This is a genomic window from Mycobacterium sp. 852014-52144_SCH5372336, assembly GCF_001665615.1.
GTDB lineage: Bacteria > Actinomycetota > Actinomycetes > Mycobacteriales > Mycobacteriaceae > Mycobacterium > Mycobacterium neumannii_A.
In genome coordinates this window covers 59,172-82,801 of record NZ_LZSW01000003.1, presented here as the reverse complement: position 1 = coordinate 82,801, position 23,630 = coordinate 59,172, and the positions used below count along the sequence as shown (strand labels likewise).

Sequence of the window (23,630 nt, the reverse complement as noted above, 5' to 3'; positions counted from 1 at the left end):
GATGGTCAAAGCCGAGGCCGTTTGTAAGAACTTCGGTGCGTTGCAGGTTCTCAAAGGGGTCACACTCGAGATCGGGCGCGGCGAAGTGCTGTGCATGGTGGGGCCGTCCGGTTCGGGCAAGTCCACATTCCTGCGGTGCATCAACCACCTCGAACAGGTCAACGCCGGGCGCCTGTACGTGGACGGAGAGCTGATCGGATACCGGCAGCGGGGCAACAAGATTCACGAGATGCCTCCGCGCGAAGCGGCCCGGCAGCGCCGCGACATCGGCATGGTGTTCCAGCACTTCAACCTGTTTCCGCACCGCACCGTGTTAGAGAACATCATCGAGGCGCCCATTCACGTCAAGCGCGTCAAGAAGGACGAGGCGGTGGCGCGTGCGCGAGACCTGCTCGACCAGGTGGGGCTGACCGCCAAGGCCGACGCCTATCCCGCCCAGCTGTCCGGAGGGCAGCAGCAGCGCGTCGCGATCGCCCGCGCTCTGGCGATGAGCCCCAAACTGATGCTGTTCGACGAGCCCACGTCGGCGCTGGACCCCGAGCTCGTGGGTGAGGTGCTCGAAGTGATGAAAAAGCTTGCCGCCGAGGGGATGACGATGGTGGTGGTGACACACGAAATGGGGTTCGCCCGCGAGGTGGCCAACCATCTGGTCTTCATGGACGGCGGCGTGGTCGTGGAGAGCGGACCGCCGCGCGACGTGCTGGCCAACCCGAAGCACGAACGCACGAAGGCGTTTCTGTCCAAGGTGTTGTAGACAGATGTCGGCCAACGCCCCGGATCCGGCCACCCCGCTGTGGCGGGCGGCCCAGGTGTTCCGATTGCTGAGTTGTCTCTACGCGCTCGGATTCCAGGTGTCGGTGAATCCGGACCTGGACCGCCCGGGTATGGCGTGGGCGCTGTTCGCGGTGTTGCTGGGGTCCAGTGCGCTGTGCGCCGTCGCCTATCTGCAGGGGTTCGGCAGACGTCCGGCGTTCGTGCTGGTCGAGATCGCGGTGGTCGTGGCGTTGATCCTGTCGACCGAGGTGGTCGCCTCGTCACAGTGGGCGTTCGACAACCAGTCGTGGCCGACGACGTTGTGGGCGACCAACGCGACCATCTCGGCGGCGATCGTGGCTGGGCCGATCGCGGGCATGTTCACCGGCGTGCTCGTGATGGTGGCCAGCACCGTCGTCAAGGGCTTCATCAACTACGACCTCGGCCGCAACGCGACGATTGTCATCGAGCTCGCGGTCGGCCTGGCGGTGGGCATGGCCGCGCAGACTGCCCGACGGGCCCATTCCGAGCTGGAGCAGGCGACCCGGCTGGCCGCGGCGCACCAGGAGCGGCAGAGGTTGTCTCGGGAGGTGCACGACGGCGCCATCCAGGTGCTCGCGCTGGTCTCGCGTCGCGGCCGCGAAATCGGGGGAGCCACAGCCGAACTCGCTGAACTCGCGGGCGAGCAGGAGCGTGCGCTGAGGCGGTTGGTCAGCTCCGGTGACGCCGAACCTCGCGTAGGAGCGATGAGAGACGTCGGCGCATTGTTGCGGCAGCGAGCGTCCGACCGCGTATCGGTCAGCCTGCCCGCCGAACCCGTACTGCTCGACGCCGTCGTGGCCACCGAGTTGTCCGCCGCGGTCGTCAACGCGCTCGACAATGTGGTCGCGCACGCCGGGCCGGACGCCCATGCCTATGTGCTGCTCGAAGACCTCGGCGACACGATCACGGTGAGCATCCGTGACGACGGCACCGGGATTCCCGAAGGGCGGCTCGAGGAGGCGGTGCGCGAGGGCCGCATCGGTGTCTCGAAATCGATTGTCGGACGGATGGACTGGCTCGGTGGCAGCGCCAAGCTGACCACCGCGCCGGAGAGCGGGACGGAATGGGAACTGACGCTACCCCGACGGTGATGGTCGTTGACGACCATCCCATCTGGCGCGACGCGGTGGCCCGCGACCTCGAAGAGGACGGTTTCACCGTGGTCGCCACGGCCGACGGCGTCGGCGCTGCGCGCCGCCGCGCCGCGGCGGTTCAGCCCGATGTGGTGGTGATGGACATGCGGCTCGCCGACGGCGACGGCGCGCAGGCGACCGCGGAAGTGCTCGCCGTGTCGCCGTCCTCGAAAATCCTTGTGCTGTCGGCATCTGACGAACGGGAGGACGTGCTCGAGGCGGTGAAGGCCGGGGCGACCGGATACCTGGTGAAGAGCGCGTCGAAGCAGGAACTCGGCGATGCGGTGCGCGCCACCGCCGAGGGCAGGGCCGTGTTCACCCCCGGCCTGGCGGGCCTGGTGCTCGGCGAGTACCGGCGGATCGCCCAGAATCGCGGCGGGCCCGAGACGCCGAGCCTGACCGAGCGGGAAACCGAGATCCTTCGCCACGTCGCCAAAGGGCTGACCGCCAAACAGATCGCGGCGCGGTTGTCGCTGAGCCACCGCACCGTCGAGAACCACGTGCAGGCCACGTTCCGCAAGCTGCAGGTCGCTAATCGCGTCGAGCTGGCGCGATATGCGATCGAACACGGGTTGGACGAGTAGTCCTACTCATCCCGTGAGGCCCGTCGCGCTGTGACGATGGCTGCATGACCGAACCGCAGCGTGCCGTCGTCGCCCGCCTGTCCGCTGATGTCGCCGCGATCTCCGCGTACCTGGCGCGGGTGTCGTCGGACCTGACCGAACTCGACCGGCAGCTGACGTCATCACCGCAACACGAGCCGATATACCAGCCGCATGCCTACCCAGCGCCGCCGCAGCATCCGCCGCATCACGGTGCACCCGTTGCGGCTTCACCTCCACCGGCTCCGCCTCCGTCCCGGGACGAAGGCTGGATCGGCAAGCTGCTGGCGGTCGCCGGTGTCGCGGTGACGTTGATCGGGGTGGTGTTCCTCCTCGTGCTGGCCGCGCAGGCGGGCCTGTTGAGGCCCGAGATCCGCGTCGCGGCCGGGGCGGTACTGGCCGGTGGACTTGTGGGCGCAGGCTGGTGGCTGCATCGCAGGCCCGGCGGCCGCACCGGGGCCGTCGCCTTGGCGGCGACCGGAATCGCCGCGGCGTACATGGACGTCATCGCGTTGACCACGATCTACGACTGGGTGGCCGCGCCCGCCGGGCTGGTACTCGCCGCGTTGATCGGCGGTGGCGGGCTCACGCTGGCCCGGCGCTGGAACTCCGAGCAGCTGGGGCTGCTCGTCCTGGTGCCGTTGTTGGTGCTGGCGCCGATCGTGGTCGGTGGTGTGACGTTGCTGCTCGTGGCGTTCATGCTCGCGCTGTCCGCGGCCTCGCTGCCCGTGCAGATCGGCAAGGACTGGCTCTGGCTGCACGCCGCCCGCATCGCGGCCGGCACGCTGCCGCTGCTGGTGGCGCTCATCGGCGTGTATTTCGACGACGGCCGCGATCCGCGGCTGGTCGGCGCGTGCGCCATCGCGGCGCTGCTCGCGATCGCCGGCGCGCTGATCCTGCTGCCGGGGACGGCCAACAAGTCGGCGATGGCCGTGCTGACGGGGGCAGGTCTGCTGCCGGTGCTGTCGGTCGCGCTGGCCGTCGACCGCATCGTCGCGGCGCTGATGGCGGCCGCACTGGCGGCAGCACTGCTTGCCATCGTGCTCATCAGCGACCGATTGCCGGGTGTGGACGGCGCGGTGCGGCGCATCTGGACGGTGCTCTCCGCACTGTCGGCGATGATCGCGGTGGTGGTGGCGTTCGACGGCCCTATCGCGGGGCCGGTCCTGTTGGCGATGGCGCTGGTGGTCGCGACGGCAGGACGGCAGCTCGTCATGGCCAAGGCGATCTCGATCGGCTTCGCGGTCGTAGGTGCCGTCTACTACCTGAACTGGGCGCCGCCGGACACGCTGATGTGGGGGACGGCGACCAGCGGCGGGGTCGCGGCGTCGACGCTGATAGCCAGTGTCCTGCTGATCGCGTGGTCGGTGACGGTCGTGTGGGCGTTCGACCGCAGGAACTCGGCCTGGTGGGCGGTCGCGGCCGCGGTGGCCGGATACGCGGTCACCACGTTCGCCGTCACGACCGGCGTGCTGGTCGGCGGTACCGACAGCGGCTTCTACGCCGGTCACATGGCTGCGACCATCTGCTGGATCGGTCTGGCCGCGGCGTTGTTCGGCTACGCGGCGCGGTTGCCCCGAGCCGACCGCTCGGTTCCGATCGCCGGGGGCCTGGCGCTGGTGGCCGCGGCGGTGGCGAAGCTGTTCCTGTTCGACCTGGGCACGCTCGACGGCATCTTCCGGGTAGTGGTGTTTATCGTCGTCGGCCTGGTGCTGTTGGGCATGGGCGCCGGATATGCCCGCCTCCTGGACAGGCAAGACCAACAAAATGGCCTCTGACCAGGAAATGTGCTAAACTGGAATCAGTCCAGAAAAGGAGGCGTTGTAGCGATCATGACCACAACAACACGTCGTTCGGAAGCAGACATCCAGGCCTTCGAGGCCTCGCCGGAACTCAGCGACAGCCTGCAGCGGGTTCTGGTCGATCTGATCGAGCTGCAGCTTCAGGGTAAGCAGGCGCACTGGAACATCGTCGGCACCAACTTCCGCGACCTTCATCTACAACTCGACGAACTCGTCGACTTCGCCCGTGAGGGCAGCGACACCGTCGCCGAGCGGATGCGTGCGATGGAGGCCTGGCCCGATGGCCGGTCGGATACGGTCACCGCCGGCACCACACTGCCGCAGTTCCCCGCCTACGCGGTGAGCACGCAGGATGCGGTCGACCTGATCACGGGTCGGGTATACGCCGCGGTCGACACCATGCGTCAGGTTCACGACGCGGTGGACGCCGAGGACCCGACCACCGCCGACATCCTCCACCAGCTGATCGAGGGTCTCGAGAAGCTGGCCTGGCTGATCAAGTCCGAGAACCGCAAGGTCTAAGGGACTGCCGACGCCGCGACTGTGCGTTTCACGACGCCGGTCGCGGCGTTTTGCGTATGCAACGGCACAGTCGCGAAGGTGAGTCGTTTTCCGCGATCGGGGTATATCTTCCGCCGTGACTGTGACACGCGATATTCACGCTTCCCGTCAACAGGTCTGGGACGTCATGGCCGACGGGTGGACGTACTCACAATGGGTGGTCGGCAACAGCCGGATGCGTGCAGTCGACCCGAACTGGCCGGCGCCCGGGTCCGAGATCCGCCATTCGATAGGCGTCTGGCCGTTGTTGCTCAATGACGTCACCGTAGTGGAGAAGAGCGTGCCGCCCGAGGAGTTGGTCCTGCACGCCAAGGGGCGGCCTTTCGGGGGCGCGCGAATCACTCTGCGGCTGTACGACATTCCCGACGGATGCCGGGTGGAGATGACGGAAGTCCCGGTGAGCGGTCCGGCGGCGGTTATGCCCAGCAAGCTGTCCGACATCGCCGTCTACCCCCGCAACCGGGAGACCTTGTGGCGGCTGGCCTCGCTGGCCGAGCGGCTCAAACCGACTGAGGTCGACGACTGAGCGGTTCGAGTTCCACCGCGTCGCGCACGGCTGCGTCGTCGCGGCGTCCGACGAGGTACCACGTCGTCATGACGCCCTTGCCTTTGACTTCGACTTCGCCACGAGGCTCCAGCACGAAGGTGCTGCGCAGGCGTTCGTACACGTCCTGGGGCACCTGAATGCGTCCCTCGACGTCGGTGGTCTCCATTCGGGATGCCACGTTGACCGCATCGCCCCATACGTCGTAGAAGAACTTGCGGGCCCCGACGACCCCGGCTACGACCGGTCCCGTGGCCAGACCGATCCGCAACGGCACCTTGCGTCCGCGCGGGTCACGCAGGTCGGCGACGGCGTCGGCCATGTCGAGCGCCAGGCACGCCAGCGCTTCGAGGTGATCCGGCCGGGGATGCGGCACACCGCTGACGACCATGTACGAGTCGCCGCTGGTCTTGACCTTCTCCAACCCGTGACGGTCGACGAGCGCGTCCAGATCCGTGTATAGCCGGTCGAGGAAGCGCACCAGATCGCAGGGATTGGTGTCGCTGGCCCGCTCGGTGTACCCGGCGATGTCGGCGAACAGGATCGATGCGTCGTCGTACCTGTCGGCGATGACCGTGCGGGTCGGGTCCTTGAGCCGCTCGGCGATGGTCGAGGGCAGGATGTTCGCCAGCAGACGTTCGGAGCGTTCGTATTCGGCTTCCATCGCCAACCGCGCCCGGCGCAGCTCCCGGAGCGCGAACCACAGCGTGGCGACGACGAGGATCCACGCGGTGGCCACGGTGAGGATGAACGAGGTGGTGCGGGCCCAATCCGGTTGAATGCCGGTGTCTTCGGGGACGAGGTACTCCAGCGCCACCACCGTCGCCGCGCCCAACGCCGCCAGCACGCAAGCCAGCACGATGTGGTCGATGCCGAGAATGACCACCACGATCGCGGCCGCGGCGACGAAGTAGAACTGCAGCCCCGACCCGGTGCCCAACTGTATGCACTGGATCGCGATGGTCACGTACGCGACGGCGAAGAACACCAGCGGTGCGACGAGTTCGCCGAACCGGCACAGCAGTGGAATCGTGGCGAACGCCACGGCGCTGACGAGGCTGAGGACCGGGATCCACCACACCTCGACACCGACGAGCAGACCCTGAAAACCGAAGAAGGCGCTGATCGCCGCGCTGATCAGTGCGGTGACGTCGAGCACCCGGCGGCGTCGCACGGACCTTTCCGCGTGGTGCCGAACCCGGGCGGGCGTCCGGTTCTCCAGCGCCACGTCGGGCACGCAGACCGGCCGCAGCCTCATCTCCACGACTAGAGCGTAACGCCGAACGGGCTCGACCTGCTGATTCTCGGTGCCCTCGGTGAGACTCGAACTCACACTGTCACGATTTTGAGTCGTGTGCCTCTGCCAATTGGGCTACGAGGGCTCTAGTAGTCGGACGGCTCTGCTGCGCGGCTTACCACCTTAGATGATGCCCCGAACTCGCTGAACGGCACCGCTACCGCCACAATGGCTTCCATGGCAACCGCTGCTGGGGCACCACCTGAGGCCGGGAAGGCCCGCCGTGTTCTCGTCGCCGAGGACGAAGCGCTGATCCGGATGGACTTGGCCGAGATGCTCCGCGAAGAGGGCTACGAGATCGTCGGCGAGGCCGGCGACGGACAGGAGGCCGTCGATCTCGCCGAGAGCCTCAAGCCCGACCTCGTGATCATGGACGTCAAGATGCCCCGGCGCGACGGCATCGACGCCGCGGCCGAGATCGCCAGCAAGCGCATCGCGCCGATCGTCATCCTGACCGCGTTCAGCCAACGAGAACTGGTCGAACGCGCCAGGGACGCCGGCGCCATGGCCTACCTCGTCAAACCCTTCACCGTCACCGACCTCATTCCCGCCATCGAGGTCGCGGTGAGCCGCTTCGGCGAGATCGCCGCGCTGGAGCAGGAAGTGGCCACATTGGCCGACCGACTGGAGACGCGCAAGCTCGTCGAACGGGCCAAGGGTTTGCTGCAGGCCAATCAGGGGATGACCGAGCCCGAGGCGTTCAAGTGGATTCAACGCGCCGCGATGGACCGGCGCACCACTATGAAACGCGTCGCCGAAGTGGTCCTCGAAACCCTCGACACGCCGAGCGACGCGTCGGAGTCGAGCTAACCCCTGACTTCGCCACCGCGTAAAAAGTGCGTTTCCGATGGCGCGGATTGACCGCGACGGCCGCGACGCGTCGTTCAACACCGCGCACCAGCGCCGAGCGTTGGCTATGGTCTTCCCGGAACGTCGCCGCCCCCGCCCGCCGGGCCCAGGCGCCGGAGCCGACTAACACAACGACCCGGAGGTGAAGCGTGCGCGGTCGCATGGCACGGAAAGCATTTGCTATCAGCAGCGCTGGTCTGGTTGTGCTCGGCATAGCCGGCTGCCAGCAGGCCGAGCCGACCGAGGGCGGTGAGGCACAGACCGATCTAAAGATCGTCGAACAGGTGCAGATCGACGAGAACGGCGCCGAGGTCAAGGCCGACGAGAGCGCCGCGCCTGCCGACCCCGCCGGTGACGGCAACGCGCAGTGCCCGCCGGTGTCGCTGGCGATGGCCGGAGCGCTCAACGGGCCCGATGCGGCATTGGGCATCAACATCAAGAACGGCATCCAGCTGGCCGTGGACAAGCACAACGCCGCGAACCCGGGCTGCCAGGTCCAGCTGAAGACCTTCGACACGGAGGGCGATCCGCAGAAGGCCACCCAGATCGCACCGCAGATCATCAATGACGCCTCCACCATCGGCCTGATCGGTCCCGCCTTCTCCGGTGAGACCATGGCCACCGGCGACGTCTTCAACCAGGCCGGTCTCGTCGCCGCCACGGCCTCGGCCACCAACGTGACGCTGTCCGACAAGGGCTGGCGGACCTTCTTCCGCGGTCTGGGCAACGACGGCGTGCAGGGCCCCTCGGTCGCCAACTACCTGAAGAACACCCTCGGCCACCAGAAGGTCTGCGTCGTCGACGACAGCACGGACTACGGCCTGGGCCTGGCGCAGACCGTTCGTCAGACGCTCGGTCCGGTGGCCGACTCGTCCTGCAACATCTCGGTCAAGAAGGGCGACAAGGACTTCTCGGCAGCGGTGACCCAGATCAAGGGCGCCAGTCCGGACTCGGTGTTCTTCAGCGGTTACTACGCCGAGGCGGCGCCGTTCGTGCAGCAGCTGCGCGACGGCGGGTACGAGGGAACGTTCGCCAGCGCCGACGGCACCAAGGACCCCGAGTTCGTCAAGCAGGCCGGCGACGCGTCCAAGGACGCCGTGCTGTCCTGCCCGTGCGGTCCGGCCACCGGCGGTTTCGCCGACGAGTACACCAAGAAGTTCAACCAAGAACCGGGCACCTACAGCAGCGAGGGCTACGACCTGGGCACCATCCTGCTGAAGGGCATCGACTCGGGCGCCGTCACCCGGCCCGCGCTGCTCGACTTCGTCCGCAATTACGACGGTCGCGGCGTGGCTCGCCAGTACCAGTGGACCCCGAACGGCGAGCTGACCACCAGCTTGATCTGGATCTACAAAGTTCAATAGCCGCTGAGGCGAACGCGTCCGAGACCGAAAGGCTCGGACGCGTTTTCGCTAGAGGCCCGTTCCCGCGAGGAGCCGCCACCGGATGACCGGGATCCCACCCGAGTGCGTCGACCAGTACACCTGCTTGGCAGCCAACATCAGCTTCAACCTCGACGGGTTGCGAGACGGCTTCTGGCAGTTGACGATCGACGGCCTGTCGTGGGGCGCCATCTACGCGCTGGTGGCCGTCGGCTACACGTTGGTCTACGGCGTGCTGAAGCTGATCAACTTCGCGCATTCGGAAGTGTTCATGTTCGGCATGTTCGGCGCGTACTTCTGCCTCGACATGATCCTGGGTTTCACACCGAGCGGTAACACCTACAACAGGGGCATCGCCCTGACGGTGCTGTATCTCGGTATCGCCATGCTGTTCGCGATGGCGGTGTCCGGTGCCACCGCGGTCGGCCTGGAGGCGGTGGCCTACCGACCGCTGCGACGACGCAAGGCCGACCGACTGTCCTTTCTCATCACCGCGATCGGCATGTCGTTCGTGCTGCAGGAATTCGTGCACTTCATCCTGCCCGAGATCATCGACGGGTACGGCGGATCCAATGCGCAACAACCGATCCGGCTCGTCGCGCCCGAAACCCAATTCACGGTGTTCGGTTCCGCGGTCTCCAACATCACGCTGATCATCGTCGGCGCGGCGCTGGTTCTCGCCCTGATGACCGATCTGACCATCAACCGGACCAGGTTCGGGCGCGGGATCCGGGCGGTGGCCCAGGACCCGGACACCGCGACCCTGATGGGCGTCTCGCGCGAACGCATCATCATGACGACGTTTTTGATCGGCGGCCTGCTGGCCGGGGCGGCCGCGCTGCTCTACACGCTGAAGGTGCCGCAGGGCATCATCTACTCCGGTGGCTTCCTGCTCGGCATCAAAGCGTTCTCGGCCGCGGTCGTCGGCGGCATCGGCAACCTGCGCGGCGCCCTGCTGGGCGGCCTGCTGCTCGGCATCATGGAGAACTACGGGCAGGCCGTGTTCGGGACCCAGTGGCGTGACGTCGTCGCCTTCGTGCTGCTGGTTCTCGTTCTGTTCTTCAGGCCGACGGGGATACTCGGCGAAAGCCTCGGGAAGGCGCGAGCATGAGGGCCAGCGAGAAGGTCTTGGCACCCGGCGACGCACTGCGTCGTTGGTGGGACGGGCTTTCCCGCGTACAGAAGTGGGGGTTCGGGCTGATCGCCTTCGGCCTGCTCGCGCTGCTGCCGCTGTTTCCGCCGCCGTTCCTGAACACGCCGAACATCAGCTTCGGCGGCACCATGGCGCAGTTCGCGATGGTCGCGATCATCGCGATCGGCCTCAACGTCGTGGTCGGCCAGGCCGGTCTGCTCGACCTCGGCTACGTCGGGTTCTACGCCGTGGGCGCGTACACCGTTGCGCTGCTGACCAGTCCGAACAGTCCGTGGAACAAGATGGGCGCCACGGGGTGGTTCAACGAGGACTGGGCGTGGCTGGCGTGTGTGCCGCTGGCGATGGCGATCACCGCGCTGACGGGTCTGATCCTGGGGACGCCGACGCTGAGGTTGCGCGGCGACTACCTGGCGATCGTCACGCTGGGGTTCGGCGAGATCATTCGCCTGATGGCCGACAACCTCTCGGAGGTGACCAACGGGCCGCGCGGCCTCAACGAGGTCGCCTACCCGCGAGTCGGTGCGAGCGAACGCGTGCCCGACGGCGTCTTCTCGAGCGGCAACTCCGCGGGCGACGCCAACTACGGGACGTGGTGGTTCTGGTTGGGCATCGTGCTGATGATCGGGATCCTGGTACTGGTGGGCAACCTCGAACGCAGCCGCGTGGGACGCGCCTGGATCGCGGTCCGCGAGGACGAGGACGCCGCGGAAGTGATGGGCGTCAACACGTTCCGGTTCAAGCTGTGGGCCTTCGTCATCGGCGCGGCGATCGGCGGGCTGTCGGGCGCGCTGTACGCCGGTCAGGTGCAGTTCGTGGCCCCACCGACGTTCAACATCATCAACTCGATGCTGTTCCTATGCGCGGTGGTGCTCGGCGGGCAAGGCAACAAGCTCGGCGTGGTGGTCGGTGCGTTCATCATCGTTTACCTGCCGAACCGGTTGCTGGGGGTGGAGTTCCTGGGCATCAACCTCGGTGACCTGAAGTACCTGTTCTTCGGCCTGGCGCTCGTGGTGTTGATGATCTTCCGGCCGCAGGGCCTGTTCCCGGCGCGAGCGCAGTTGCTGGCCTACGGTAAGGCCGCCCGCGACCTGCTTCGCTCGCCGGAGAAGGAGTCGGCGCGATGACTATCGAAGAGCTGGCGGGTGTGCACCGCGAGATCCAGGCCGCAGAGGGGGAGATCCTGTTGCGGACAACCGATCTCACAATGAAGTTCGGCGGGCTGACGGCGCTGGACTCGGTGTCCATCGACATCCGCCGCGGTGAGATTCTCGGCATGATCGGGCCGAACGGGGCGGGCAAGACCACGTGCTTCAACGCGATCACCGGCGTGTACCGACCCACGTCGGGCACCGTCACGTTCGACGGCGCGCCGCTGGGCCGGATCAAACGCCACCAGATCACCCGCCGCGGCATCGCCCGCACCTTCCAGAACATCCGGTTGTGGGGCGAGATGACGGCTCTGGAGAACGTCATGGTCGGCACCGACGCCAGGCACTTCACCTCGGTGCCGGGCGCGCTGGTCCGCTCCCCGCGCCATCGGCGCGAGGAACAATCGGCGATCGAGAGGTCCGCGGCGCTCCTGCATTTCGTCGGGATCGCCAACCGCGGCGAGGAGAAGGCCAAGAACCTGTCGTACGGTGATCAGCGCCGGTTGGAGATCGCCCGGGCGCTGGCCACCGAACCCAAACTGCTGTGTCTGGACGAACCGGCCGCAGGGTTCAACCCGCGCGAGAAGGCCGCCTTGATCGAACTGATCCAGAAGATCCGCGACGACGGCTACACGGTGCTGCTGATCGAACACGATATGAGGCTGGTGATGGGCGTGACCGATCGCATCGTGGTGCTGGAGTTCGGGCGCAAGATCGCCGACGGCCTGCCTTCCGACATCCGCGAGGACCCGAAGGTCATCGCAGCCTATCTGGGGGTGCCCGATGACAGCCTTGAATGAAAGGCCGAGTGACCAGGCCCCCGAACGACCCGTCATCCTCGAGCTGCGTGACATCGTCGTGCAGTACGGGAGAATCCGTGCACTGCACGGTATCTCGCTGAAGGTCCACGAGGGTGAGCTCGTCACGCTGCTCGGCTCCAACGGTGCCGGTAAGACGACCACCATGCGTGCGATCTCAGGGCTGCTGCCCCTGACGTCGGGCTCGATATGGTTCGAGGGTCAGGACATCAGCAAGGTCAAGGCTCACCAACGCGTGATCCAGGGGCTGGTGCAGGCACCAGAGGGACGTGGGGTTTTCCCGGGGATGACGGTCGTGGAAAACCTTGAAATGGGTTGTTACGGCCGCAAATTCCCCTCCCGCTCCGAGCACAGGCAACGACTGGACTGGATCCTCGAGACGTTCCCTCGGTTGGCCGAACGCCGCAGCCAGGTCGGCGGCACGCTGTCGGGTGGCGAGCAGCAGATGCTCGCGATCGGCCGCGCGCTGATGGCCAGGCCGCGGGTGCTGCTGCTCGACGAGCCGTCCATGGGCCTGGCGCCGATGGTGATCTCGCAGATCTTCAGGATCATCGCGGAGATCAACGCGCAGGGCACCACGGTGCTGCTGGTGGAGCAGAACGCGCAGCAGGCGCTGAGCCGTTCGGACCGCGCCTACATCCTCGAGACCGGTGAGGTCACACGCACCGGGGATGCCCGGGAGTTGTTGAACGACGACAGTATTCGCGCCGCCTACCTCGGTGTCGCTTGATCAACTGACCTCGAAGCGCTTGATCCGCGACGCGGCGCCCGATACCAGCTTGAGCCGGCTTGGCCCTACGCCCAGGTGCGCGGCGAGCAGTTTGGTGACGGCCCTGGTGGCCTTGCCCTCGACGGCTCGCTCCCGAACGTAGACCGTCAGCTCGCCGGCGTCGTCGACCTCCACCAGCGGGCCTTTCGCGCTGCCTGGCTTGACCCGGACGACGACGATCATCGCCGGCGCACCCAGGGCCATGTCATCAACGCCCACACGGCAAAGACCAGGGCCGCAGTGCTCACGATGTAGACCGGCCACGGCCCGAGGATGTCCAACGCCGACGCGGTCTCCGGTTTGTAGTTCGTGAAGCCGTAGTTGGTGTCGGCGATCCTGTTGAACACGACGGTCACCACCGCCCACGCGCTGGTGACCGCCACCGCCAGTCGGTAGTCGCGCCAGTGGGGCCGCATGCCGCGGCCCCACGTCAGATAGATCGCCGCCCAGACCACGAGCAGGTGGATCGCATAGAACGCCAGGAAGCGGTAGTGCGGAAAGTCGGGGCCCCGCAACACCGGTGAGATCAACGCCTGCACGCTCAGCACCAGACCCCAGTAGTACGTGAGCGCATACGCCCACTGCCGCTGGGACCACAGCGCGTAGGCCGCGACGACGGTCGCCACGTCGGTGAGCTGAAGCGGCACCGAACCCGCCAGGGTCGGCGGCACCAGGTTGTAGGCCAAAATCGCGCCGTAGATCAGCGCGGTCAGCCCGCCGAGTGCGCGGCCGAGTCGCTGCGCCTGGGGGTCGGTCTGTCGGCGACCCACCCACACCAGCACGGCGGCGCCGACCACGAACACGGCGATGGCGCCCCAGTAGGAGGGGCCGTACGGTTCGAACTGCCTAGCGAGCAACAATCACGGACGAGCCGTGCCCGAACAGGCCCTGGTTGGCGGTGACGCCCACGGTGGCGCCCTCGACCTGGCGGCCGGTCGCCTGTCCCTTCAGCTGCCAGGTCAGCTCGCACACCTGCGCGATGGCCTGCGCTGGAATGGCTTCGCCGAAGCAGGCCAGGCCGCCGGACGGATTGACCGGGATCTTCCCGCCGATCGCCGTCGCACCGCTGCGCAGCAGTTGCTCGGCCTCGCCCCTCGGGCACAGGCCCAGATGCTCGTACCAGTCGAGTTCGAGCGCGGTGGACAGGTCGTACACCTCGGCGAGGCTCAGGTCCTCCGGCCCGATACCGGCCTCGGTGTAGGCGGCGTCGAGAATCTGGTCCTTGAACACCCGCTCGGGTGCATCCACGACCGCCGTGGAATCCGTTGCGATGTCCGGTAATTCGGGCAGGTGCTGCGGGTACTGCGGTGTCACCGTGCTGATCGCACGCACCGACGGAATCCCGTCGACGGAGCCCAGATGCTTCTCGGCGAACGACTTGCTCGCCACCACTAACGCGGCCGCGCCATCCGACGTCGCGCAGATATCAAGCAGCCGAAGGGGATCGGAGACCACCGGGCTGGCGAGCACGTCGTCGATCGTGGCTTCCTTGCGGTAGCGCGCGTTCGGGTTGTCCAACCCGTGCTTGGCATTCTTGACCTTCACCGCGGCGAAATCCTCCAGCGTGGCCCCGTAGAGGTCCATGCGCCGGCGCGCCAGCAGTGCGAAGTAGACGGTGTTGGTGGCGCCGATCAGGTGGAAGCGTTGCCAGTCGGGGTCGTTCTTGCGCTCGCCGCCGACCGGGGCGAAGAAGCCCTTCGGGGTGGTGTCAGCGCCGATCACCAGCGCCACATCGCAGAATCCGGCGAGGATATGGGCCCGGGCGCTCTGCAGCGCCTGCGAGCCGCTGGCGCAGGCGGCGTAGCTCGACGACACGGGCACACCGTTCCAGCCCAGCTTCTGCGCGAACGTCGAGCCGGCCACGAATCCGGGGTAGCCGTTACGGATCGTGTCCGCTCCCGCGACGAGCTGAATCTGACGCCAGTCCAGACCCGCCTCGGCCAGCGCGGCCCGCGCGGCCACGACGCCGTACTCGGTGAAGTCGCGGCCCCATTTCCCCCACGGGTGCATACCGGCGCCGAGGATGTACAGCGGTTCAGGACTCATGACGCAGGCCTCCATGCGTAAACGACGCGTTCGACGCCGTCGTCGTCGACGAACAGCGGCATCGTGGTCAGTTCCATCTCCATCCCGACCTTCAGGTCGGCGGCCAGTGTTCCTTCGACGACCTTGCCGAGCACGATCAGGCCCTCGTCGGCGAGCTGCACCGCGGCAACGGCGAAGGGCTCGAAGGGATCCGGCGCCGGATACGGGGGCGGGGGAGCGTAACGGTTCTCGGTATAGCTCCACAGGGTTCCGCGCCGCGACAGCGGCACCTGCGCCAGTTCGTCACCGTCGCACGCCGGGTTGGGGCAGTTGTTGGCGCGGGGCGGGAACACATAGGTGCCGCACTGGTGGCACTTGCCCCCGATCAGGTAGGGCGCTCCGGATCCGTCGGTGGCGAACCAACCGTCGATCGCGGGCTGAGTGGAAGCTGACACCCGCTCAGAGTACCGAGTCGTCTGGCAGAACTGAAACGTGTTCCAGTTCAGTGGGACGTGGGGTCTGACCGTCGTGAGCGTGCGAATTCATCCGACCGCGCCGGCGAGTCGCGGATGAAACCGCACATTCACGGGCCACCTTGCCGGTCGCGGCGGTGGCCTTGATGTCGGCGGCGGTGCCTAGAGTTAGGTCCGTGAGCCCTGCCACCACCGCCACCGCCAAGAAGGCGGCGTCCCAGCCGACGGACCAGAAGCCGACATTGATGTTGCTCGACGGCAATTCCCTGGCATACCGGGCGTTCTACGCACTGCCCGCCGAGAACTTCAAGACCCAGGGCGGGCTCACCACCAACGCGGTGTACGGCTTCACCGCCATGCTGATCAACCTCCTGCGCGACGAGCAGCCCAGCCACATCGCCGCCGCTTTCGACGTGTCACGCCAAACGTTTCGCGTGGACAAGTACCCCGAGTACAAGGCCGGCCGCTCGTCGACGCCCGATGAGTTCCGCGGCCAGATCGACATCACCAAGGAGGTGCTCGGCGCGCTGGGCATCACCGTGCTCGCCGAACCGGGCTTCGAGGCCGACGACATCATCGCCACCCTGGCCACGCAGGCCGAGCAGGGCGGCTACCGGGTCCTGGTGGTCTCCGGCGACCGTGACTCGCTGCAGTTGGTCAGCGATGACGTCACAGTGCTGTACCCGCGCAAGGGCGTCAGCGAGCTGACGCGGTTCACCCCGGAGGCGGTACTGGAGAAGTACGGCTTGACTCCGCAGCAGTACCCGGACTTCGCGGCGCTGCGCGGCGACCCCAGCGACAACCTGCCCGGCATCCCCGGCGTCGGTGAGAAGACGGCGACCAAGTGGATCGCGGAGTTCGGCTCGCTGCAGGCGTTGGTCGACAACGTAGACACCGTCAAGGGAAAGGTCGGTGACGCGTTGCGGGCCAACCTGTCCAGCGTCGTGCTCAATCGGGAACTGACCGATCTGGTCAGGGACGTCCCGCTGCCGCAAACCCCCGACACCCTGCGCATGCAGCCGTGGGACCGCGACCAGATCCACCGGCTGTTCGACGACCTGGAGTTCCGCGTTCTGCGCGATCGGCTGTTCGACACGCTGGCCTCGGCGGATCCCGAGGTCGACCAGGGCTTCGACGTCCGCGGCGGGGCGCTGGAAGCGGGGGAGCTGGCCGCGTGGCTGGCCGAGCACAGTTCGGGCAAGCGGTTCGGGCTGGCCGTCGTCGGCACGCACCTGGCGTTCGACGCGGACGCGACGGCGCTGGGTATCGTCGCCGCCGACGGCGAAGGGCGCTACATCGACACCGCCACGTTGACCGAGGACGACGAGGCCGCCCTCGCCTCGTGGCTCGCCGACCCCGGCCCGCCCAAAGCGCTGCACGAAGCCAAGCTGGCGATGCACGACCTCGAAGGCCGCGGCTGGAAGCTCGCCGGCGTCACGTCGGACACCGCGCTGGCGGCGTACCTCGTGCGGCCAGGGCAGCGCAGTTTCGCGCTCGACGACCTCTCGCTGCGTTATCTCAAGCGTGAACTGCGCGCTGAAAACCCGGAGCAACAACAACTTTCGCTGCTCGACGACAATGACGGCGTCGACGACCAGGCCGTGCAGACCGTGATACTGCGAGCCAGCGCGGTGATGGACCTGGCCGACGCGCTCGACGAGGAACTCGCCCGCATCGACTCGCTCGCTCTGCTCAACAACATGGAGTTGCCGGTGCAGCGGGTGCTGGCCGAGATGGAGACCGCGGGCATCGCGGTGGACCTCGAGCAACTGGGGCAGCTGCAGAGCGAGTTCGCCGACCACATCCGCGACGCGGCCGAGGCGGCGTACGCGGTGATCGGTAAGCAGATCAACCTCGGCTCGCCGAAGCAGCTGCAGGTGGTGCTGTTCGACGAGCTGGAGATGCCCAAGACCAAGCGCACGAAGACCGGGTACACCACCGACGCGGACGCGCTGCAATCCCTGTTCGACAAGACCGGCCACCCGTTCCTGCAACATCTGCTGACCCACCGCGATGCGACGCGGTTGAAGGTCACCGTCGACGGGCTGCTCAATTCGGTGGCGTCCGACGGCCGCATTCACACCACCTTCAACCAGACGATCGCGGCCACCGGGCGGTTGTCGTCGACCGAGCCGAATCTGCAGAACATCCCGATCCGCACCGACGCCGGCCGCCGGATCCGCGACGCGTTCGTGGTGGGCAAGGGTTACGCGGAGTTGATGACCGCGGACTACAGCCAGATCGAGATGCGCATCATGGCGCACCTGTCCAAGGACGAGGGCCTCATCGAAGCTTTCAACACGGGCGAGGACCTCCACTCGTTCGTCGCATCGCGGGCGTTCTCGGTGCCGATCGACGAGGTCAACGCCGAACTGCGGCGCCGCGTCAAGGCGATGTCGTACGGGCTGGCCTACGGGCTGAGCGCCTACGGGCTGGCCGCTCAGCTCAAGATCTCCACCGAAGAAGCCAAGGTCCAGATGGAGCAGTACTTCGACCGCTTCGGCGGGGTGCGCGACTACCTGCGCAACGTGGTGGACCAGGCGCGCAAGGACGGCTACACATCGACGGTGTTCGGCAGGCGGCGCTATCTGCCGGAATTGGACAGCAGCAACCGCAACGTCCGCGAGGCCGCCGAGCGTGCAGCGCTCAACGCGCCGATCCAGGGCAGCGCGGCCGACATCATCAAGGTCGCGATGATCAACGTCGACACGGCGCTCAAGGAAGCGGGGCTGAAGTCGCGGATGCTGCTGCAGGTGCACGACGAGCTGCTGTTCGAGGTCGCCGACGGTGAGCGCGACGCGGTCGAGGCGCTGGTCCGCGAGCAGATGGGCAACGCTTACCCGCTTGACGTGCCGCTCGAGGTCAGCGTCGGTTACGGCCGCAGCTGGGACGCCGCAGCCCACTAGCGAGCCGGTCGTCGGGTACGGTCCGACACGGGCGCGTGTGATGGACAACAAGACCACAGACGACGAGATCCGGTTCCTGGCCCGACTGGGCGCGGCCATGGCCGCGGCGAATTACCCGGTGACCTTGATCCGGCAGATGCTGGGCCGCGCCTCCGCCGCGTACGGCGTCCCCACCGAAGTGATCGTGCTACCCAACACCGTGCAGGTCGTGGGCCCGGCGACCGGCTCGGGAACGATCGCCAAGTCGGCCCATCTGGACCGCGATGTGCGTTTCGACCAAGCTTTCCCGTTGGCGCGCTTGGTTTCCAACGCCATGCGCGGCGCGATCGATCCCGCAGAGGGAGACACCGAACTCGACCGCATCCTGGCCTCGCGGCCCCGGTTCCGGCCGTGGATGACCGTACTCGGCTACGGAGTGTGGAGCGCCGGTCTGGGGCTGGTGCTCGAGCCCACACCGCTGAACCTGCTCGGCGCCACCGTGCTCGGTGTGATGGTCGGGATTTTCGCCATGGTGGGGCAGCGCTTCGGTGTGCTCGCCCAGCTGCTGCCGGTTGTCAGCGCTTTCTCCGTGGCCGCGGTGAGTATCGCCGTCGCCGAGTACCTCGGGCTCGACCACATCGGGCTGCGCGCGCTGATCCCCCCGCTGGCGATGTTCCTGCCCGGTGCCGCGATCACTCTGGCGGTCATCGAGGTCACCGCCCGAGATGCGGTGTCGGGTTCCAGTCGGCTGGTGGCCGGGTTCGCGCAATTGGCCCAGTTGGTGTTCGGAATCCTCATCGCCGCCCAGCTGCTCGGCGAGGACGTATCGCATCTGAGCGCCGAGCCGTTGAACAAACTGGGGCCGTGGGCCCCGTGGCTGGGGGTCGCGGTCTACGCCGTCGGCGTCATGCTGTTTCTCGGGCCGCCGACGTCGTTTCTGCCGTGGCTGCTGCTGGTCGCTTACGCCGCCTTCATCGCCCAGTACCTCGGCGACTTGGTGCTGGGCAGCTACGCGAGCGGCTTCTGTGGCGGCGTGGTGCTGACCGTGGCTGCACTGCTGATGAGCCGGTACCGCAGCGCGCCGCCGGCGCTCACGATGATTCTGCCCGGCTTCTGGCTCCTGGTCCCAGGCTCGATGGGGTTGATCGGAATCGCCGAGTTGTTCGGCGCTGACGGCGACTCCGCGCTGGGGGTGACATTCATCTCGATGATCTCGGTCGCGCTCGGTCTGCAGGCCGGCCTGGTGTTGTGGCAAGCGTTCCGGCGCCCCGGGGGCTGGCGGCGGCGTAGGCGGCGACCTGGTCAGCGCCCGCCGCGATAACCGGCCATCGCCTGCAGTACCGGCGCAGCCGCGCGGGCGGCGTAGAGCGCGTGGGTCTCCTCGACCAGCATCGCCTGCACCCGCGGATCGCCGAACCCGCGGTCGATGCGGTCGCGCACAAACGCCAACTCGACGACCTGGCCGGCGAACCGTTTGACCGCGTTGCGGGCGGGGCGCCCTCCCTGGCGGGCGGCCTGGGCGAGCGCCAGCTTGCGGTGCCGCAGCGAGCCCAGCCAGGTGGCCTCGGCGGGTGTGACGAGGCCGGCCTGCACCATGCCGGGCAGCTTGCTGGCGACAATCGCCTGCTCACGACGGCGACTCTGCACGCCCAGGACGATCGCCAGCGCGAACAGCGGCATCATCCAGTACAGGTAAACCCCGAGATACCACTCGACGCCCAGCAGCGACGAACCGTTCCAGAGTGCGTGGGTGAACACCGCAGCCAGGTAGCCCAGCAGAACGGCGCCGGCCTTGGCGGATGCGTCGCGGCGGTGCAGGGCGAAGTAGACGCCGATCCCGAAGAACGTGGTGAACAGTGAATGCGCGAACGGCGCCATGACCAGTCGTAGCGCGGCTGTCAGCAGCGAGTCGCCGAGCGATTCACCGCTGGCGATGTAGAGGATGTCCTCAAGCCAGGCGAATCCCGCACCGACCAACCCCGCGTAGACCAGGCAGTCCGTCAGGGAATTCAGCTCGCGGCGGCGCCGGCCGGTCATCATGACCAACAGGAACGCGCCCTTGGCCGCTTCCTCGATGACCGGGGCGATGACCACCACCGAGACCGCGCTGACCCCCTCGGCGTCACCCCTCACAATCAACGACTCGAGGTAGAGGCCGAGGATCACCGACAGCACCACCGCGACCGAGGCGCCCCACAGGAACGCGAAGGCCAACAACCGCGGCGGTTCGGGCTCGAAGCGGTCGAGCCACACGTAGGCCAGAACCACGACCACCATGGCCAGGCTCGACAGCACCAGCCCGATCCCCGCCCCGATGGGATTGAGAGCGGTCAGCCCGATGATGATGAGCCCGACCACGGTGGCAAGCAGAATGAGCACCGCCAACGGCGCCCCGACCCTGCGGACCTTGCGTTGAAACGGCGGAGCAGGCAGCCAGGGGTGATGTGGGGCGCCGGGATGTGACACCTGAGCAGACTAGCGGCCGGTGGGGACCGAGTTTGTCCAGCATGTGCCCAGTCGAGTAGCCTCTACGGGTACCTGTCTGTGGTTTTCGTCATCTTCTGCGGCGGGTACAGAGCACGATGTCGGCGCCCGCGCCGAGCCAATAACTCGAATGTCCTAAGTCCCTACGATCAAACCTGTCCGGAGCAACCCACCACATGCCAAGTCCCTCCGTCACCTCGCCGCAAGTAGCCGTCAACGACATCGGCTCGAGCGAGGACTTTCTCGCCGCCATCGACAAGACCATCAAGTACTTCAACGATGGCGACATCGTCGAGGGAACCATCGTCAAGGTCGACCGGGACGAAGTCCTGCTCGACATCGGTTACAAGACCGAAGGCGTCATCCCGTCCCGAGAACTTTCCATCAAGCACGACGTCGACCCCAACGAGGTCGTTTCCGTGGGCGATGAGGTCGAAGCCCTGGTCCTCACCAAGGAGGACAAAGAAGGCCGTCTGATCCTGTCCAAGAAGCGCGCTCAGTACGAGCGGGCCTGGGGCACCATCGAAGAGCTCAAGGAGAAGGACGAGGCCGTCAAGGGCACCGTCATCGAGGTCGTCAAGGGCGGCCTGATCCTCGACATCGGCCTGCGCGGCTTCCTGCCCGCGTCGCTGGTCGAGATGCGTCGCGTCCGCGATCTGCAGCCGTATATCGGCAAGGAGATCGAGGCCAAGATCATCGAGCTCGACAAGAACCGCAATAACGTCGTGCTGAGCCGCCGCGCATGGCTGGAGCAGACCCAGTCCGAGGTCCGCAGCGAGTTCCTCAACCAGCTCACCAAGGGCGCCATCCGCAAGGGTGTCGTGTCTTCCATCGTCAACTTCGGCGCCTTCGTCGACCTCGGCGGCGTCGATGGCCTGGTGCACGTCTCGGAGCTGTCGTGGAAGCACATCGACCACCCGTCCGAGGTTGTCAACGTCGGCGACGAGGTCACCGTCGAGGTGCTCGACGTGGACATGGACCGCGAGCGGGTTTCGTTGTCGCTCAAGGCGACTCAGGAAGACCCGTGGCGGCACTTCGCCCGCACCCACGCGATCGGCCAGATCGTGCCGGGCAAGGTCACCAAGCTGGTCCCGTTCGGTGCGTTCGTCCGCGTCGAGGAGGGCATCGAGGGCCTGGTGCACATCTCCGAGCTGTCCGAGCGCCACGTCGAGGTCCCGGATCAGGTGGTCCAGGTCGGCGACGACGCGATGGTCAAGGTGATCGACATCGACCTGGAGCGTCGCCGTATCTCGCTGAGCCTGAAGCAGGCCAACGAGGACTACACCGAGGAGTTCGACCCCAGCAAGTACGGCATGGCCGACAGCTACGACGAGCAGGGCAACTACATCTTCCCGGAGGGCTTCGACTCCGAGACCAACGAATGGCTCGAGGGTTTCGAGAAGCAGCGTGAGGAGTGGGAGTCCCGCTACGCCGAGGCCGAGCGCCGACACAAGATGCACACCGCGCAGATGGAGAAGTTCGCCGCTGCTGAAGCAGAAGCTGTTGAGGCGTCGGGTTCCAGGTCCAACGGCGCTTCGCGCGGCGAGGAGTCCGCAGGCGGCTCGCTGGCCAGCGACGCCCAGCTCGCGGCGCTGCGTGAGAAGCTCGCAGGCAACGCCTAACTCGTAACGACCGAAGGCCCCGGCTCACCGAGCCGGGGCCTTCGCCGTCGAGCGGCCCTGACAGACTGGTGCGGTGCTGCGCATTGGGCTGTCCGGCGGTATCGGCGCCGGAAAATCGACCGTGTCTTCGACGTTCAGTGATCTGGGCGGAATCGTCGTCGACGGTGACGTGATCGCCCGCGAGGTCGTCGAACCGGGGACCGAAGGGTTGGCCAAGCTCGTCGACGCGTTCGGCAGGGAGATCCTGCACGACGACGGCGCCTTGAACCGTCCCGCGCTGGCAGCGATCGCGTTCAGCGACGAACAGAAGCGTCAAACCCTCAACGGGATCGTGCATCCGCTGGTGGCCCACCGCCGGTCCGAGCTCATCGCGGCCGCGGCCGAGGACGCCGTGATCATCGAGGACATCCCGCTACTCGTCGAATCCGGTATGGCTCCGATGTTTCCGTTGGTGGTCATCGTCCACGCCGACGAGGAGGTGCGGGTGAGACGCCTTCTCGAGCACCGCGGCTTCACCGAAGAGGACGCCCGGGCGCGGATCGCCGCGCAGGCCACCGAGGAGCAGCGTCGTGCCGTTGCCGACGTCTGGCTCGACAACTCGGGCACCGCGGGTGAACTGGTCGAGAAGGCCCGCGCGCTGTGGCACGAGCGGATCCTGCCGTTCGCGCACAACCTGCACGAAAAGCAGCAGGCACACTCCAAGCCGGTCCTGGTGCCCTTCGACCCGAATTGGCCCGAGCAGGCGCGGCGCATCGTGGCTCGGCTCAACACCGCATGCGGGCACCGCGCCGTCCGCGTCGACCACGTCGGCTCCACGGCGGTGCCGGGGATGGACGCCAAGGACGTGATCGACGTCCAGGTGACGGTCGCCTCGCTCGCGGATGCCGATGAACTGGACGACGCGCTGACCGGCGCGGGTTACGTGCGCGGGCAGGCCACTGCGGGCGTCGCCAGGCCGGATGCCCGCAGCACGGTTGCCGAGTTCGATCATTCGAACGATGATGCGTTGTGGCACAAGCGTATTTACTGCTCGGCCGATCCGGGGCGGCCGACCAACGTTCACATCAGCGTCGACGGATGGCCGGGCCAGCAGTTCGCATTGCTGTTCGTGGACTGGATGCGTGCCAATCCCGGCGTCCAGGCCGACTACCTCGCGTTGAAGCGGCGCGTCGCCGAGGAGGGGCACGTACACACGGGCGCCTATGCCGACGCGAAGGAGCCCTGGTTCCTCGATGCCTACCGGCGTGCGTGGGAGTGGGCCGACACCACCGGGTGGCGGCCGTGAGGC

At 67.0% G+C, this 23,630-nt stretch carries 22 protein-coding genes and 1 tRNA gene; 16 read left to right on the top strand and 7 right to left on the bottom strand.

Going from position 1 to position 23,630, the window contains the following annotated elements; genetic code table 11:
- Nucleotide 1 precedes the first annotated feature (1 nt).
- From A5759_RS00405 to A5759_RS00380, 6 genes are all read left to right on the top strand, one after another.
- On the top strand, nucleotides 2-754 hold the full coding sequence (locus tag A5759_RS00405; protein WP_064395649.1) for an amino acid ABC transporter ATP-binding protein: 753 nt from the start codon (nucleotides 2-4) through the stop codon (nucleotides 752-754).
- Between the two features lie 4 nt (nucleotides 755-758).
- Nucleotides 759-1,886: a MacS family sensor histidine kinase gene (gene macS, locus A5759_RS00400; RefSeq protein ID WP_197505905.1), complete on the top strand. Its 1,128-nt coding sequence runs from the start codon at nucleotides 759-761 to the stop codon at nucleotides 1,884-1,886.
- A complete protein-coding gene (locus A5759_RS00395) occupies nucleotides 1,859-2,512 on the top strand; it encodes a response regulator transcription factor (protein ID WP_068192414.1) in 654 nt (217 codons plus the stop codon). Before macS ends, A5759_RS00395 begins: the two co-directional genes overlap by 28 nt.
- A 44-nt stretch (nucleotides 2,513-2,556) precedes the next feature.
- Complete coding sequence (locus A5759_RS00390) at nucleotides 2,557-4,308, top strand: DUF2339 domain-containing protein (protein WP_068192412.1); 1,752 nt, start codon at nucleotides 2,557-2,559, stop codon at nucleotides 4,306-4,308.
- A 54-nt stretch (nucleotides 4,309-4,362) separates the two neighbouring features.
- Nucleotides 4,363-4,854, top strand: a complete 492-nt coding sequence (locus A5759_RS00385; RefSeq protein WP_064395590.1) for a Dps family protein — start codon at nucleotides 4,363-4,365, stop codon at nucleotides 4,852-4,854.
- A gap of 115 nt (nucleotides 4,855-4,969) precedes the next feature.
- Entirely contained in the window at nucleotides 4,970-5,419 is a 450-nt protein-coding gene (locus tag A5759_RS00380) for an SRPBCC family protein (RefSeq protein WP_064395591.1), read from the top strand.
- Here A5759_RS00380 and A5759_RS00375 read toward each other — a convergent pair.
- Both A5759_RS00375 and A5759_RS00370 read right to left on the bottom strand, forming a co-directional pair.
- Nucleotides 5,394-6,695 (bottom strand): adenylate/guanylate cyclase domain-containing protein, encoded by a 1,302-nt coding sequence (locus A5759_RS00375; protein WP_082961890.1) that lies wholly within the window; start codon nucleotides 6,693-6,695, stop codon nucleotides 5,394-5,396. The genes A5759_RS00380 and A5759_RS00375 overlap by 26 nt on opposite strands.
- 50 nt (nucleotides 6,696-6,745) lie before the next feature.
- A tRNA-Leu gene (locus A5759_RS00370) sits at nucleotides 6,746-6,819 on the bottom strand.
- Nucleotides 6,820-6,911: 92 nt separating this feature from the next.
- On the opposite strand from A5759_RS00370, the gene A5759_RS00365 reads away from it, so the two are divergent.
- The 6 genes from A5759_RS00365 (at nucleotide 6,912) to A5759_RS00340 (ending at nucleotide 12,814) form a co-directional block, all read left to right on the top strand.
- Nucleotides 6,912-7,544 (top strand): ANTAR domain-containing response regulator, encoded by a 633-nt coding sequence (locus A5759_RS00365; RefSeq protein ID WP_064395713.1) that lies wholly within the window; start codon nucleotides 6,912-6,914, stop codon nucleotides 7,542-7,544.
- Nucleotides 7,545-7,732: 188 nt separating this feature from the next.
- Nucleotides 7,733-8,947, top strand: a complete 1,215-nt coding sequence (locus tag A5759_RS00360) for a branched-chain amino acid ABC transporter substrate-binding protein (RefSeq protein ID WP_068192409.1) — start codon at nucleotides 7,733-7,735, stop codon at nucleotides 8,945-8,947.
- 82 nt (nucleotides 8,948-9,029) lie between these two features.
- A complete protein-coding gene (locus tag A5759_RS00355; protein ID WP_068192406.1) occupies nucleotides 9,030-10,076 on the top strand; it encodes a branched-chain amino acid ABC transporter permease in 1,047 nt (348 codons plus the stop codon).
- A complete protein-coding gene (locus tag A5759_RS00350; RefSeq protein WP_064395706.1) occupies nucleotides 10,073-11,242 on the top strand; it encodes a branched-chain amino acid ABC transporter permease in 1,170 nt (389 codons plus the stop codon). The genes A5759_RS00355 and A5759_RS00350 overlap by 4 nt, the downstream gene beginning before the upstream one ends.
- Nucleotides 11,239-12,066 (top strand): ABC transporter ATP-binding protein, encoded by an 828-nt coding sequence (locus A5759_RS00345; protein WP_068192403.1) that lies wholly within the window; start codon nucleotides 11,239-11,241, stop codon nucleotides 12,064-12,066. The genes A5759_RS00350 and A5759_RS00345 overlap by 4 nt, the downstream gene beginning before the upstream one ends.
- Nucleotides 12,050-12,814: an ABC transporter ATP-binding protein gene (locus tag A5759_RS00340; RefSeq protein WP_068192402.1), complete on the top strand. Its 765-nt coding sequence runs from the start codon at nucleotides 12,050-12,052 to the stop codon at nucleotides 12,812-12,814. The genes A5759_RS00345 and A5759_RS00340 overlap by 17 nt, the downstream gene beginning before the upstream one ends.
- On the opposite strand, the gene A5759_RS00335 is transcribed toward A5759_RS00340, so the two are convergent.
- The 4 genes from A5759_RS00335 to A5759_RS00320 are packed head-to-tail and all read right to left on the bottom strand — an operon-like array spanning nucleotide 12,815 to nucleotide 15,333.
- Nucleotides 12,815-13,036 carry a DUF167 domain-containing protein gene (locus A5759_RS00335; RefSeq protein ID WP_068192469.1) on the bottom strand — a complete coding sequence of 74 codons (222 nt, stop codon included), beginning with the start codon at nucleotides 13,034-13,036 and terminating at the stop codon, nucleotides 12,815-12,817. It abuts the gene before it with no gap.
- Nucleotides 13,033-13,710, bottom strand: coding sequence for a TIGR02206 family membrane protein (locus A5759_RS00330; RefSeq protein ID WP_068192399.1), 678 nt, complete (start codon nucleotides 13,708-13,710; stop codon nucleotides 13,033-13,035). The genes A5759_RS00335 and A5759_RS00330 overlap by 4 nt, the downstream gene beginning before the upstream one ends.
- Nucleotides 13,700-14,899 (bottom strand): lipid-transfer protein, encoded by a 1,200-nt coding sequence (locus A5759_RS00325; RefSeq protein ID WP_064395730.1) that lies wholly within the window; start codon nucleotides 14,897-14,899, stop codon nucleotides 13,700-13,702. Before A5759_RS00325 ends, A5759_RS00330 begins: the two co-directional genes overlap by 11 nt.
- Complete coding sequence (locus tag A5759_RS00320; protein WP_064395703.1) at nucleotides 14,896-15,333, bottom strand: Zn-ribbon domain-containing OB-fold protein; 438 nt, start codon at nucleotides 15,331-15,333, stop codon at nucleotides 14,896-14,898. Before A5759_RS00320 ends, A5759_RS00325 begins: the two co-directional genes overlap by 4 nt.
- 263 nt (nucleotides 15,334-15,596) lie before the next feature.
- On the opposite strand from A5759_RS00320, the gene polA reads away from it, so the two are divergent.
- Both polA and A5759_RS00310 read left to right on the top strand, forming a co-directional pair.
- Nucleotides 15,597-18,257 carry a DNA polymerase I gene (gene polA, locus A5759_RS00315; protein ID WP_197505909.1) on the top strand — a complete coding sequence of 887 codons (2,661 nt, stop codon included), beginning with the start codon at nucleotides 15,597-15,599 and terminating at the stop codon, nucleotides 18,255-18,257.
- A gap of 40 nt (nucleotides 18,258-18,297) precedes the next feature.
- Entirely contained in the window at nucleotides 18,298-19,557 is a 1,260-nt protein-coding gene (locus A5759_RS00310) for a threonine/serine exporter ThrE family protein (RefSeq protein ID WP_068192397.1), read from the top strand.
- Here A5759_RS00310 and A5759_RS00305 read toward each other — a convergent pair.
- Nucleotides 19,539-20,702: a PrsW family intramembrane metalloprotease gene (locus A5759_RS00305; RefSeq protein ID WP_064419757.1), complete on the bottom strand. Its 1,164-nt coding sequence runs from the start codon at nucleotides 20,700-20,702 to the stop codon at nucleotides 19,539-19,541. The two genes, A5759_RS00310 and A5759_RS00305, sit on opposite strands and share 19 nt — an antisense overlap.
- Nucleotides 20,703-20,896: 194 nt before the next feature.
- Between A5759_RS00305 and rpsA the strand changes: the two genes are divergently transcribed.
- Together rpsA and coaE are read left to right on the top strand one after the other, a co-directional pair.
- Nucleotides 20,897-22,342 (top strand): 30S ribosomal protein S1, encoded by a 1,446-nt coding sequence (gene rpsA / locus A5759_RS00300; protein WP_064395699.1) that lies wholly within the window; start codon nucleotides 20,897-20,899, stop codon nucleotides 22,340-22,342.
- Nucleotides 22,343-22,415: 73 nt separating this feature from the next.
- Nucleotides 22,416-23,627 (top strand): dephospho-CoA kinase, encoded by a 1,212-nt coding sequence (gene coaE, locus A5759_RS00295; protein WP_068192394.1) that lies wholly within the window; start codon nucleotides 22,416-22,418, stop codon nucleotides 23,625-23,627.
- The last annotated feature ends 3 nt before the right edge of the window (nucleotides 23,628-23,630 follow it).